Source organism: Janthinobacterium sp. Bl 1 (assembly GCF_058215535.1).
This window is the reverse complement of record NZ_CM177086.1, coordinates 2,743,418-2,756,304: the sequence shown is the minus strand read 5'-3', so window position 1 is coordinate 2,756,304 and position 12,887 is coordinate 2,743,418. Positions and strand designations below refer to the sequence as shown.

Genomic DNA, 12,887 nt, shown 5'->3' with positions numbered 1-12,887 from the left:
ACTACCTTGCGCACAGCACAAGGAGCCCCACACGCCCGACGCCCCGCGCGGCGCGCCACGGCAGCGCAGCACGGTAAGGAAAGGTAAGCAAGCAGATACGCACAGTATGAGATTTTGCTTCTAAATCAACAAGATAAGAGATATTCGCCGGTGCAATGCCGGACGCTGGCGTCACAATTCCCCCGATGCTACTGTCCGCCAACTGCAGCGTAACAGGCAGCCAAACAAGACCAACACCAACAAGGAGACGACATGCAACTGCATGCAAAAGGCGGCGTGGCCGCGCGCAATACATTGCTGGCCCTGTTGCTGGCCAGCGGCACGGCACAGGCGGGCACGCTCACCATCGAAAGCTGGCGCGTGGATGACAAGACCCTGTGGGAAACGGTGCTCATTCCCGCCTTCCAGAAAAAGCATCCGGGCATCGAGATCAAGTTCTCGCCCACGGCCCCCACCGAATACGATTCCACCCTGAACGCGCGCCTGAGCGGCGGCACGGCCGGCGACTTGCTGGCCTGCCGACCGTTCGACGTCTCGCTGGCCCTGTACAAGCGGGGTCAGCTGGAAAAGCTCGACGGCAAGGCCGGCATGGACAACTTCCCCGCCTCGGCCAAGGTGGCGTGGCAGACGGACGATGGCAAGGACACCTTCTGCATGCCGATCGCGTCCGTCATGCATGGCTTCCTGTACAACAAGAAAATCTTCCGCGAACTGAAACTGCAGCCGCCCGCCACGGAGGAGGAATTCTTCAAGGTGCTGGAAACGGTCAGGAAAAGCGGCAAATATGCGCCCTTGGCCCTGGGCACGGCCGACCAGTGGGAAGCGAACCAGGTGGTGTTTACCAGCATCGGCGCCAATTACTGGAAAGGTGAAGAGGGCCGCAAGGCGCTGATCGCCGGCAAGGCCAAATTTACCGACCCGCAGTTCGTCGCCGCATGGGAATACGAGGCCCGCCTGGGCAGCTACCTGTCCAAGGGCGCCAGCGCGCAAACCTATGGCGACAGCCAGAACCAGTTTGCGCTGGGCAAGGCCGCCATCTACCCGTCCGGCTCCTGGGACATCGCCTACTTCAAGCAAGACCCGGAACTGGAACTGGGTGCCTTCAACCCGCCCGTGCGCAAGGCCGGCGACAAGTGCTATATCTCGGACCACACGGACATCGGCATGAGCGTCAACAAGAAGTCGAAGAACAAGGAAGACGCCTACAAATTCCTCGCCTGGCTCGGTTCGCAGGAATTCGCCGACATCTACACCAACAAGGTGACGGGCTTCTTTTCGCTATCGAACCACCTGATCTCCATCAAGGACCCGCTGGCCAAGCAAATGAACGGCTGGCGCGCCAGTTGCGCCTCGACCATCCGCCTGAACGCGCAAATCCTCAACCGTGGCGAGCCGAGCATGGAAAACGAGCTGTGGAACGTCAATGCCCAGGTCCTGAACGGCAAGCTGGCGCCGAAAGACGCGGCGCGCCAGATCCAGTCCGGCTTTGCCAAGTGGTACAAGCCGCAACAGTAATCACCACGTCTACCCTCCCCGAGCAACCGGCCTTTGCAGTGCGATGCGGCAGCCGGTGGCACGGTTTTGCCGGCGGCCACGCCGCCGGTGCTTTTCTTCGTCTGGAGTTTCGCCGTGAAAAAAACTTTCCCATGGCACGTGCTCGTGTTCCTGGCCCCGGCGCTGGTCATTTACTCGCTGTTCAGCGCCCTGCCCCTGGCCGATACCCTGCGCCTGGGCCTGTACACGACCGATGAGAGCGGCCAGCACCATTTTGCCGGCCTGGCCAACTACGCCACCATCCTGTTCGACCCGCAATGGTCGCAAAGTTTCTGGAATGCGATGTGGAACAACTGCAAGTTTTTCCTCATCCACATGCTGCTGCAAAATCCCATCGGCCTGCTGCTGGCCACCCTCTTCAGCCTCAAGGGTTTGAAGGGCGAGCGCAGCTACCGCACCCTGATCTTCCTGCCCACCCTGCTGTCCGTCGTCATCATCGGCTTCATCTGGCAGCTGATCTTGTCGCCGCTGTGGGGCGTGGGCCAGTCGCTGATGGATGGCGTGGGCATTGGCAGCCACTTCGCGCCGTGGCTGGGCCAGGAATCGACGGCCCTGCTGACCATCGCTCTCATTTCCGTTTGGCAATACATCGGCATCCCCATGATGCTGATCTATGCGGCCCTGCTGGCCGTGCCCGAGGAAATCATCGAGGCGGCCCACGCGGAAGGGGCCAGCGCCATGCGCATCTTCTGGCAAATCAAGCTGCCGCTGATCTGGCCCACCCTGGGGCTGGTGACCATCCTCACGTTTGTCGCCAACTTCAATGCCTTCGACCTCGTGTATTCCGTGAAAGGCGCGCTGGCGGGACCGAACTACGCCACCGACATCCTCGGCACCTTCTTTTACCGCACCTTCTTCGGCTACCAGGCCCAGCTGGGCAGCCCCACCATGGGCGCTGCCGTAGCCACCATGATGTTCCTCGTGATCCTCGTGGGCGTGGGCGTGTATTTCTTTTTCGTGCAGCGCAAGCTGACACGCTACGAACTGTAAGGGCCGCCATGCGCAACGTTTCCACCCGCCCCCTGGGCCGCGCCGCCGTGCATGCGATCCTGGCCGGCTACACCATCATCGCCCTGTTTCCAATCGTCTTGATCCTGATCAACTCGGTCAAGACGCGGGCCGCCATCTTCGACAATCCGCTGGCCTTGCCCACGCCTTCCACCTTTTCGCTCGTGGGCTTTCACAAGGTGCTGGCCAATTCCGACTTCCTGCTGTACTTCGGCAACAGCCTGTTCGTCACCCTGCTGTCGCTGCTGCTGATCGTGCTGTTCGGCGCCATGGCGGCCTGGGCCTTGTCCGAGTACACGTTTACGGGCAATCGCCTGCTGACCCTGTACCTGGCGCTGGGCATCATGATCCCCATCCGCCTGGGTACGGTGTCCATCCTGGAACTGGTGGTGCGGCTCGACCTGATCAACACCTTGACGGCGCTGGTGCTCGTGTACACGGCGCAGGGCCTGCCGCTGGCCGTGATGATTCTGTCCGAATTCGTGCGCCAGGTGCCGCGCGAACTGAAGGATGCGGCGCGCTGCGACGGCGTGGGCGAATTCGCCATCTTCTTCCAGGTGATCCTGCCCCTGATCCGCCCCGCCATCGCCACGGTGGCAGTGTTCACCATGATTCCCGCCTGGAACGACCTGTGGTTCCCGCTGATCCTGGCGCCATCGGACCGTACCAAGACCGTCACCCTGGGCGTGCAGCAATTCATCGGGCAATACGTGACGGACTGGAACTCCGTGCTGGCGGCGCTGTCGCTGGCCGTCATTCCCGTGCTCGTCATGTACGTCATTTTCTCTCGTCAACTGATCCGCGGCCTGACGTCCGGCGCGGTCAAATAATAGGTGCGCCATGGCCCATGTAAGCCTGCAACAACTGACCAAATCCTACGACGGCCACCACAATGTGCTGGCTGGCATCGACCTCGACATCCGCGACGGTGAATTCGTCGTGCTGGTGGGCCCTTCCGGCTGCGGCAAATCGACCTTGCTGCGCATGCTGTGCGGCCTGGAAAGCATTTCGCAAGGCACCTTGTCCATCGGCGGCAAGGTCGTCAACGACTTGCCGCCGGCCGAACGGGGCATCGCCATGGTCTTCCAGAGCTATGCGCTGTATCCGCACATGAGCGTGTATCGCAACATGGCGTTCGGCCTGAAGATCGCCGGCGCCAGCAAGGAAGCGATCGCCCAGCGCGTGCGCCACGCGGCCGCCATTCTGAAGATCGACCACCTGCTGGAACGCCTGCCGCGCGAACTGTCGGGCGGCCAGCGCCAGCGGGTGGCCATCGGCCGCGCCATCGTGCGCGAACCACAGCTGTTCCTGTTCGACGAGCCGCTGTCGAACCTCGACGCGGCCCTGCGCGTGCAGACGCGCCTGGAAATTGCCAAGCTGCACCGCCAGTTGAACGCCACCATCGTGTATGTGACGCACGACCAGGTCGAGGCGATGACCCTGGGCGACAAGATCGTCGTCATGCATGGCGGCCATATCCAGCAGGCGGGCACGCCTTTGGAACTGTACCAGCAGCCGGCGAACCGCTTCGTGGCCGGCTTCATCGGCGCACCGATGATGAATTTCTTCGAGGGCAAGGTCGTCGCAGCACAGGACGATGGCGTGCGCGTGGCGCTGTCCAGCGGCCAGGAAATCACGGCCCTCGTCGATCCGGCCGGCCTGCATGCGGGCGACGCCGTCACGGTGGGCCTGCGGGCCGAACACATCCTGGAAAACGGCGACGGCGGCGCCCGCTTCCAGGGCGTCGTCAGCCTGGTGGAACACCTGGGTGAAGCCAACTTCATTTACCTGGCGCTGGACAACGGCCAGGAACTGGTGATACGCGGCGACGGCAACAACCGCGTGCCGCTGGGCCAGCCATTCACGGTCTCGGCCGCCAGCAGCGCCTTCCATTTGTTCGACGCGCAAGGCGTGGCGCGCACGCGGCGCCAGCCCGGCAACCTGATTTCATCGAAACAGATATTGGCCGCCTGAGCCTTTCCGCCCAGGCAGTTCCCCGATTGGATCGGCAGCGATCCGGTACGACGTGCCCAAGCACGCATTTTGATAACGACAAGGAGATTGTATGCAACACCCGATGAAGACCTCGCTGGCACTGGCCTGCGCCATGCTGCTGGCCTGCGGCGCCGCCCACGCCAGCGATGCCGAAGGCGAATACCACGGCTACTTCCGCGCCGGCCTCGGCTCGAGCACGGACAGCCGCGGCCCGCAAAGCTGCTACGGCCTGGGCGGCAACACCATGCGCTACCGGCTCGGCAACGAATGCGACACCTATGGAGAATTCGAATACCAGAAGGAAATGGCCAAGTCGGCCAACGGCGTCAGCTTCGTCGGCCATATCATGGTAGCCGCCTACACGCCCAGCTCCGCCGTCAGCGATTCGGACCTGAGCATGTCGAAGATGTACGTGGAAGCGAAAAACATCGAAATTCTCAACGGCGGCACGGCCTGGATCGGCAAGCGCTACTACATGCGTCCCGACATCCACATGCTGGACTTGCAATACATCAATATGAACGGCACGGGCGGCGGCATCGACCAGTACAAGCTGGGACCGGGCCGCATCAGCTATGGTTTCTTCAAGGATAACGACAAGCCCGGCAACTCGGCCATCCGGCAAAACCTCGTCTACCAGGGCATCCCCATCAATCAGGATGGCACGCTGGAAGTGCTGACCACCCTGATCACGCCCGACAAGAAGGACAGCACCTCGCACAGCGGCTGGCAAGCCACCGTGCTGCACAAGCAGGACAAGGTATGGGGCGGCGCCAACACCTTCGGCATCCAGTACGGCGTCGGGCCGGGCACGGGCGCCGGCGGCCAGTGCTGCAACCGCATGGGCACGACGGGCTCGATCCGCAACGGCAGCGACGTCACGCGCTTGCGCATCTTCAATTCGCTGTGGATACAGCCGACGCCGGAATGGAGCGCGGAAATGATCGCCATCGTGCAGCGCGACAAGTCCGACACCACGGGCGGCAGCTCGACCTGGACCACCCTGGGCGTGCGCCCTGTATATGCCGTCAACGACAACTTCAAGCTGCAATTCGAACTGGGCACGGACCGCGTGACCTCGCCCACGGGCGGCGCCGCGCAGCGCCTGACCAAGCTGACCTTCGCGCCCACCCTGACGGCGGGCAAGGGTTACTGGTCGCGCCCCGAGCTGCGCGCCTTCGTCACCTACGGCAAATGGAACGACGCCGCCACGGCCGCCGTCAACAAGGCCAATGAATCGGGCCCCGTGTACGGCAACGCCACCAGCGGCACCTCGTTCGGCCTGCAAGTGGAGACGTGGTTTTAAGAAGCTGTCTTGATATGGCGCAGTGCATGCTCCTGTCGGACTGCGCGAAATCGCGTGCCGCGCTATGCTGCACGCCATACCGCTTACTTCGGAGGCCGCATGCACGCCGCATTCCCCCGGGCCGCCGCCGCGCTGGCCCTCGCTTTCGCCAGCATGGCCTGGGCCCGCGACGCCGCCGTCGCGCCGGCGCCGGTCCTGAGCGCGCGCCAGCAGGCGCTGATGGCGACCGTCGTGGGCAGCGCCGCCCATCCGCGCATCCTGCAGGTACGCCTCGATGAATTGCATCCGACCCAGCCGGCCATCGGCTACGACCAGGTGTATTACAAGCTGGGGCGCTATGCGGCCGAAGAAAAGCACATCGCCGACATCGCCAAGGCGAAGAAATTCGCCGACCTGTGCGAAGCCAATGGCCAGGGCGACGTCTTGCCCAACACGGCCAATTTGGCCGCCACCACCCTGGCCGCGCCACCGGCCGGCTACCGCTGCAAGGCGGCCGTGGGCAGCCGTCCGGGCGACATGAAGACTGTCGTCATCGGCCCGCACGGCATCGTGTACCTGACCGATGGCCACCACACGTTTTCCACATTTTGGGAGGCCGACGGCGGGCGCAATCGTCAAATGAAAGTCTGGGTCAAGGTCAGCGACAATTTCAGCGCGCTGGGCGAAGCGGCGTTCTGGACCCGCATGCGCGAGGAAAACAAGGTGCGGCTGAAAAACGGCCGCCACCAGGCCATCACGCCGCAGCAGCTGCCGCCCGCCATCGGCCTGCAGTCCCTGGGCGACGACCCGTACCGCTCGCTCGTCTACTTTACGCGCGGGATCGGCTACGAGCCGCCGGAGCACGCCACGGAATTTCTCGAGTTTTACTGGGCAGACTGGCTGCGCGGCATGCCGGCGCTGGACCTGGCGCGCGTCGACCTGCACGATGCCACCGCGTATGCGAATGCGGTCCTGCTGGCCGCGCAGGCGATGGTGGCGCTGCGGCCAGACGATATCGTCAGCGGCGGCAAGAGCGCGCGCGAGCTGGGTGCCCTGCGGGAAGTCAACCGGGAAGCATTCGATGAATTGATCGACGACAAGGGCAAGCTGCGCCACGCCATCGCCTATAAAAAATCGCTGACAAAATAATCGGCTGCGTAAACGACAACGGCCCGCCTGTCATCCGACAAGCGGGCCGTTTTTTATTGCTGATACAGCTTAGGCGATGCGTTCGCCGTTGGCCGGATCGAACAGGGCCGCTTTCGACAGGTTGAACGACAACTGCATGGTCTGCCCCGGCAGCACGGCTTCGCGCGGGTGCGTGCGGCAAGTCACGGCCGCGCCGTTCAAACGCGTCGTCAGCAAGGTGTCGGGACCGGTTGGCTCGACCAGGTCGATCAGGCAACCGAGTTCCTGGCCCACGTCGCCGTGCGCGCTGCTCATGTCCGTGATCTGTTCCGGACGCACGCCCAGGATCACGTCGCGGCCCGCATAGCTGCGCAGCTTGTCGGCGGCGAACGGCAAGGCCAGGCGCAAGCTCTTGCCTGCGTTCTCGATGGCAACAAACACCTCGTTGCCCTCGATGACAGGCTTGACGGTGATGAAGTTCATCGATGGCGAGCCGATGAAACCGGCCACGAACAGGTTGGCCGGATTGTCGTAGATTTCCTGCGGCGTGCCCAGTTGCTGCACCACCCCATCCTTCATCACGGCGATCAGGTCGCCCATCGTCATCGCCTCGATCTGGTCATGCGTGACGTAGACGATGGTGGCCTTCAGGCGCTGGTGCAGCAGCTTGATCTCGGCGCGCATTTCCACGCGCAGCTTGGCGTCCAGGTTCGACAGCGGTTCGTCGAACAGGAACAGCGACGGCTTGCGCGAAATGGCGCGGCCCATGGCGACCCTTTGGCGCTGGCCGCCCGACAGCTGCGCCGGACGGCGGTCCAGCAAGTGCGTGATCTGCAGGGTTTCGGCGACGCGGGCGACGATTTCTTCCTGCTCCGCCTTCGGCACTTTTTTCACGTTCAGGCCGAACGCGATGTTTTCACGCACCGTCATCGACGGATACAGCGCGTAGGACTGGAACACCATGGCGATGTCGCGATCCTTCGGCGGCAAATCGTTGACGACCTTGCCGTCGATGAGGATCTCGCCGGACGTGACGCTTTCCAGGCCGGCCACCATGTTGAGCAAGGTCGACTTGCCGGAGCCGGAGCCGCCGACGAGGATCAAGAACTGGCCATCCTTGATCTCGATGTCGATGCCCTTGAGGACTTCGACGCCATTCGTGTACACCTTGCGGATGCTGCGTATCGATAAACTGGACATATTCTTTCCTTAACCTTTGACTGCGCCTGCGGTCAGACCGCGCACAAAATAACGGCCTGCGACCAGATAGACCAGCAGGGTCGGCAGAGCGGCAATCACCGCAGCCGCCATGTTGACGTTGTATTCCTTCACGCCCGTGGACGTGTTGACCAGGTTGTTCAAGCCCACCGTGATCGGCTGCGAATCGCCGCTGGCGAAGACGATGCCGAACAGGAAGTCGTTCCAGATCTGCGTGAATTGCCAGATGATGCAGACGACGAAAATCGGACCCGAAATCGGCAGCACGATCTTGCGGAAGATCAGGAAGAAGCCGGCGCCGTCGATGCGGGCCGCCTTGATCAGTTCTTCCGGCACGCCGATGTAGTAGTTACGGAAGAACAGGGTCGTGAACGCCGTGCCATACACCACGTGCACGAAGACGAGGCCCGTGGTGGTATTGGCCAGGCCGAATTCGCCCAGCAAACGCGCCATCGGCAGGATCACCACCTGGAACGGAATGAAGCAGCCCACCAGCAAGGCCGCAAACAGGATTTCCGAGCCGCGGAAGCGCCAGTGCGCGAACACATAGCCGTTGAAGGCGCCCAGGAAGGTCGAGATCAGCACGGCGGGAATCACCATCTTGATCGAGTTCCAGAAGAACGGCTGCATGCCGTCGCAGGTGACGCCCGTGCAGGCCGAAGACCAGGCCTTGGACCAGGAATCGAATTGCCATACGTGCGGCAAGGCCAGCAGGTTGCCGCTGCGGATCTCGTCGAGCGACTTGAACGACGTCGACAGGGTCACGTACAGGGGCACGATGTAGTACACCGCGAACAGGATCAGCAGCAGATATAACACCACCCGTCCCAGGGTGAGTTTGTTGTTACGTGTAGGAGTGTGTGTCATCTCATCGCCTTTGCGCTGCGCGTTTCCAGATACATCAGCGGCACGAGCACGGCCACGATGGTGGCCAGCATCATCATTGCCGATGCCGAGCCCAGGCCCAGCTGGCCGCGGGTGAAGGAAAACTGGTACATGAAGATGGCCGGCACGGACGACGAGTTGCCAGGTCCGCCAGCCGTCAGTGCGATGACCAGGTCGAAGCTCTTGATGGCGATATGCGCGAGGATCAGCAGCACGCTGAAGAACACGGGACGCATGGCGGGAATCACGATGCGCCAGTAGATCGTCGGCAAGGACGCGCCATCGACTTGCGCCGCCTTGATGATCTCGTCATCGATGCCGCGCAGGCCGGCCAGGAACAGGGCCATGACAAAGCCCGACGATTGCCAGACGCCGGCGATCACCACCGTGTAGATGGCCATGTCGGAGTTCACCAGCCAGTCGAAGGTAAACGAGGTCCAGCCCCAGTCGTGCATGACCTTTTCCAGGCCCAGGCTGGGATTGAGCATCCATTTCCAGGCCGTGCCGGTGACGATGAAGGACAGCGCCATCGGATACAGGTAGATGGCGCGCAGCGCGCCTTCGGCGCGGATTTTCTGGTCCAGCAGGATGGCCAGGAACAGGCCGATGGCGATGCTGCAACCGATGAACAGGACACCGAAGATGCCGAGGTTCTTGAGCGAGGTCCACCAGCGCTCGTTGTCGAACAGCTCGACGTATTGCACCAGGCCGGCGAACTCGTAGTTCGGCATCAGCCGCGATTCGGTCAGCGACAGCCAACCGGTCAAAAAGATAAAACCATAGACGAATACCAAGCTGGCGATGAGCGTGGGGCCCAACACCATCTGCGGTATCCATCGGTCGAATTGCTTGCGTATGGACATAGGAGAGCCGTAGAGAGAACTGCGTGTGGCGCCGGCCTGGTCGAAGCCAGGGCGGACGCCTGCGATGCATGCAATGCAGCGGGCGCCGGCGAGCGTGCCGGCGCCGTCGTGATTACTTCACTTTTGCCGCTTTGGCCAAAGCTGCAACCGCATCTTTCGAGCTCATGTTGGTGTTCATGAACTTGGCGATGACGTCGGTCACGGCGCCTTGCGTGGCCGATGGCAACGCCATGCCGTGGGCGAACGATGGCACCAGGCCGCCGGACTTGTTGGTGGCGTCCATGTCTTCCATCGATTTCAGGGCGCAAGCGTCAAACTTGTCCTTCGAAACGCCGGAACGCACAGGAATCGAACCCTTGTTCAGGTTGAAGATCGACTGGAACTTCGGATTCATGATGGCGTTGGCCAGGGCGATCTGCCCTTTCTTCGCATTCGCATCCTTTTGCGTGAACATGGCAAACGAATCGATGTTGAAGGTGTAGGCCTTGTCCGTGCCAGGCGCTGCCACGCACAGGTAGTCCTTGCCCGGCACTTTGCCAGCGGCCGTGAACTCGCCCTTGGCCCAGTCGCCCATGAACTGGAAGCCGGCCTTGTTGTTGATGACCATGGCGGTCGCCAGATTCCAGTCGCGGCCTGCCGCATCCTTGTCGATGTAGGTCTTCACCTTGCCCAGGGTGTCGAACACCTTGAGCATCGTCGGGCCGGTCAATTCCTTCTGGTCCAGCTTGAGGATGGCTTTCTTGTAGAACTCCGTGCCGCCCACGCCCAGCGCGACGGATTCAAACACGGTGGCGTCCTGCCAAGGCTGGCCGCCATGAGCGATCGCGATGCCGCCCGATTTCTTGATTTTCTCGGCCGCGTCGAAGAACGCATCCCAGGTGGTCGGGGTGGTGGCCACGCCGGCTTTTTTCAGCACTTCCGGATTGACCCACATCCAGTTGACGCGGTGGACGTTGACGGGAGCGGCAACGTAGTGGCCCTTGTATTTCATGATGTCGGCGACGACTTTCGGCAGCACGGCATCCCATTTTCCCGGAATGGCGGCATCATCGATATTGGCCAGCACGCCTTCAGCGCCCCATTCCTGGATCGATGGGCCCTTGATCTGGGCGGCCGTCGGCGGGTTGCCGGAAATGACGCGGGTTTTCAGCGCGGTCGCGGCGTTTTCGCCAGCGCCGCCAGCCACGGCGAAGTCTTTCCAGCCGAAGCCGCTTTCCTTCACGATTTGCTGCAACTGGCCCACGGACTTCGCTTCGCCGCCGGAGGTCCAGTAGTGCAACACTTCCACGTCGGTCGCAAACGCGCTGCCAGCGAATGCCAGGGTGGTCAATGCGGCCAGTTGGGTAATCTTGAATTTCAGTTTCATCTCCACATTCCTTTTTTGATCAAGCTTTTAGGGGGCTTCGGCATACGGGGGCCGAAAAAGGTGAAATCTGCGCCTGTACCGGCGCTCTTGTGCTCAGACCCGCTTGCAAACGGGCATCATCTTGGTGTAAAGACGGCGCCGTGATCCATGATATGACTACATTGCATTTATATCACGGGACGGCGCCAAAAACGCATCCGCGAAGGATGCGCCAGGTTGAACTTGACTTACAACGCCTACAAACTTAGAACCAGGTTTCTACCTGGAAACCGTAGGAAGTGCCGCTGGTATTGTTGTTGTAGATCGGGCCGCCGTTGTTCGACGCGTTGACCGAGGCGGTAGCCGCATCGTTCCATTTGCCGTAGGTAACAAAAGCGCGCAGTTCAGGACGCGACCACAGGCCAGGACCGGCCGAGATCGTCGGTGCGATGGTCAGCTTGGTCAGGCGCTTGGCCGGCTGGCCGCCCGATTGCGTCACGCGGTCCGTGCCCAGTTCGCCCACCAGCTTGAAGTTGTCGGTGAACGCGTACACAGGACGTACGCCGACCGAGGTCCAGGTCGAGGAACCGGTAGCTTTCGACTCGTCTTTTTGCCACAGGGCGACAAATTCCATGCCGAAGTTGGCCATCGGCTGGATCGCCATGTCATTGAAGATGCGCGTACGCTTGCGGTCCGAACCGAAACCGGTGTCGCCCGAAGCGCCGAACTGGCCGTTGCCGGCGCCGCCGACGCCAGGACCGACGCCGTACTGCACGCCGAAGGTGTTGCCGCCGCCGAACACTTTACCTTGACGGTGGAATGCCGACAGCTGCCAGCCATTATTGCGCTTGCCCAGGATGGCGTCATCCTTGCCTTCGCCGATGATGTAGGTCGCGGCCAGGTCCAGGGTACCGTTTTCATTGACGGGGATTTCGCCGTAGATGAAGTTCTGGCGCACGGCCGATTTCGTGCCCAGGTAGGCGCCAGGTACGCCGCTGCGCGAGCCTTTGTCGTCATCGCGCTGGGCGATGTCGTTGTCCTTGAAGAAGGCGTACGAGAATTTACCAGGACCCATCGGAATGCGGTCCAGGCCGGCGCCCGTGCCGTTCATGTTGATGTATTGCAAGTCCAGCATGTGGATGTCAGGACTGTAGTAGAAGCGTTTACCGATCCAGGCCGTGCCGCCGTTGAGGAAATCGAGTCCCTGCGCTTCGACGTAGGCTTTGACGATGCCCAGCTTGTTGTCGCCGAAATCGGAGTTTGGCGCGTAGGCGTTGACCCAGATGGTGGCCAGATAGTTCACGCCGCCGGACTTGGCGACGGACTTGGTGTAGCCGAATTCCGTGTAGGCGTCGCACTCATTGCCCAGACGATATTTCATGGTGTTGCCGCCCAGACCGAAGCAGCCTTGCGAACCGCCGTCGCCCGAGGTATTGCTGCCGGCGCCAGCGCGCAGGTAGCCGTGGAAGCCTTCGGAGTCGGATGGGTACATTGGATCGGCGGCAGCGGAACCGCTGGCGATGGCCAAGACGATGGCAGCTGGCAGTGTCTTCAACACGGCCTTCAACATGTTGCGATGCAGCATGGTAAGTCTCCTCAGTAGTTA

General features: G+C 61.9%; 11 protein-coding genes. 6 read left to right on the top strand and 5 right to left on the bottom strand.

The window, feature by feature from the left end:
- Positions 1-252 precede the first annotated feature (252 nt).
- The 6 genes from AC4BCN_RS12565 to AC4BCN_RS12540 all read left to right on the top strand — a co-directional run bounded on the left by AC4BCN_RS12565 (position 253) and on the right by AC4BCN_RS12540 (position 6,991).
- On the top strand, positions 253-1,515 hold the full coding sequence (locus AC4BCN_RS12565; protein ID WP_490493440.1) for an ABC transporter substrate-binding protein: 1,263 nt from the start codon (positions 253-255) through the stop codon (positions 1,513-1,515).
- 114 nt (positions 1,516-1,629) lie between these two features.
- Entirely contained in the window at positions 1,630-2,544 is a 915-nt protein-coding gene (locus tag AC4BCN_RS12560; protein ID WP_490493439.1) for a carbohydrate ABC transporter permease, read from the top strand.
- 8 nt (positions 2,545-2,552) lie between these two features.
- Positions 2,553-3,392: a carbohydrate ABC transporter permease gene (locus AC4BCN_RS12555; protein WP_046684851.1), complete on the top strand. Its 840-nt coding sequence runs from the start codon at positions 2,553-2,555 to the stop codon at positions 3,390-3,392.
- A 10-nt stretch (positions 3,393-3,402) separates the two neighbouring features.
- The gene (locus AC4BCN_RS12550; protein ID WP_490493438.1) at positions 3,403-4,536 is read left to right on the top strand and encodes an ABC transporter ATP-binding protein; all 1,134 of its coding nucleotides are present in this window, start codon (positions 3,403-3,405) and stop codon (positions 4,534-4,536) included.
- Positions 4,537-4,627: 91 nt separating this feature from the next.
- Positions 4,628-5,863: a carbohydrate porin gene (locus tag AC4BCN_RS12545; RefSeq protein WP_456149364.1), complete on the top strand. Its 1,236-nt coding sequence runs from the start codon at positions 4,628-4,630 to the stop codon at positions 5,861-5,863.
- Positions 5,864-5,962: 99 nt separating this feature from the next.
- On the top strand, positions 5,963-6,991 hold the full coding sequence (locus AC4BCN_RS12540) for a ParB/Srx family N-terminal domain-containing protein (protein WP_490493437.1): 1,029 nt from the start codon (positions 5,963-5,965) through the stop codon (positions 6,989-6,991).
- Between the two features lie 69 nt (positions 6,992-7,060).
- On the opposite strand, the gene AC4BCN_RS12535 is transcribed toward AC4BCN_RS12540, so the two are convergent.
- From AC4BCN_RS12535 to AC4BCN_RS12515, 5 genes are all read right to left on the bottom strand, one after another.
- The gene (locus tag AC4BCN_RS12535) at positions 7,061-8,170 is read right to left on the bottom strand and encodes an ABC transporter ATP-binding protein (RefSeq protein ID WP_070303050.1); all 1,110 of its coding nucleotides are present in this window, start codon (positions 8,168-8,170) and stop codon (positions 7,061-7,063) included.
- 9 nt (positions 8,171-8,179) lie between these two features.
- Entirely contained in the window at positions 8,180-9,055 is an 876-nt protein-coding gene (locus AC4BCN_RS12530) for a carbohydrate ABC transporter permease (RefSeq protein ID WP_034757607.1), read from the bottom strand.
- Positions 9,052-9,936 carry a carbohydrate ABC transporter permease gene (locus tag AC4BCN_RS12525; protein WP_010397323.1) on the bottom strand — a complete coding sequence of 295 codons (885 nt, stop codon included), beginning with the start codon at positions 9,934-9,936 and terminating at the stop codon, positions 9,052-9,054. Before AC4BCN_RS12525 ends, AC4BCN_RS12530 begins: the two co-directional genes overlap by 4 nt.
- A gap of 112 nt (positions 9,937-10,048) precedes the next feature.
- Positions 10,049-11,302: an ABC transporter substrate-binding protein gene (locus AC4BCN_RS12520; protein WP_034757604.1), complete on the bottom strand. Its 1,254-nt coding sequence runs from the start codon at positions 11,300-11,302 to the stop codon at positions 10,049-10,051.
- A gap of 244 nt (positions 11,303-11,546) precedes the next feature.
- The gene (locus AC4BCN_RS12515) at positions 11,547-12,866 is read right to left on the bottom strand and encodes a maltoporin (RefSeq protein WP_490493436.1); all 1,320 of its coding nucleotides are present in this window, start codon (positions 12,864-12,866) and stop codon (positions 11,547-11,549) included.
- Positions 12,867-12,887 lie beyond the last annotated feature (21 nt).

Coding starts and splice junctions, on each gene's coding strand:
- AC4BCN_RS12530 (WP_034757607.1), bottom strand. CDS start 9,055: ATGACACACACTCCTACACGTAACAACAAACTCACCCTGGGACGGGTG.
- AC4BCN_RS12545 (WP_456149364.1), top strand. CDS start 4,628: ATGCAACACCCGATGAAGACCTCGCTGGCACTGGCCTGCGCCATGCTG.
- AC4BCN_RS12525 (WP_010397323.1), bottom strand. CDS start 9,936: ATGTCCATACGCAAGCAATTCGACCGATGGATACCGCAGATGGTGTTG.
- AC4BCN_RS12535 (WP_070303050.1), bottom strand. CDS start 8,170: ATGTCCAGTTTATCGATACGCAGCATCCGCAAGGTGTACACGAATGGC.
- AC4BCN_RS12520 (WP_034757604.1), bottom strand. CDS start 11,302: ATGAAACTGAAATTCAAGATTACCCAACTGGCCGCATTGACCACCCTG.
- AC4BCN_RS12515 (WP_490493436.1), bottom strand. CDS start 12,866: ATGCTGCATCGCAACATGTTGAAGGCCGTGTTGAAGACACTGCCAGCT.
- AC4BCN_RS12540 (WP_490493437.1), top strand. CDS start 5,963: ATGCACGCCGCATTCCCCCGGGCCGCCGCCGCGCTGGCCCTCGCTTTC.
- AC4BCN_RS12565 (WP_490493440.1), top strand. CDS start 253: ATGCAACTGCATGCAAAAGGCGGCGTGGCCGCGCGCAATACATTGCTG.
- AC4BCN_RS12555 (WP_046684851.1), top strand. CDS start 2,553: ATGCGCAACGTTTCCACCCGCCCCCTGGGCCGCGCCGCCGTGCATGCG.
- AC4BCN_RS12550 (WP_490493438.1), top strand. CDS start 3,403: ATGGCCCATGTAAGCCTGCAACAACTGACCAAATCCTACGACGGCCAC.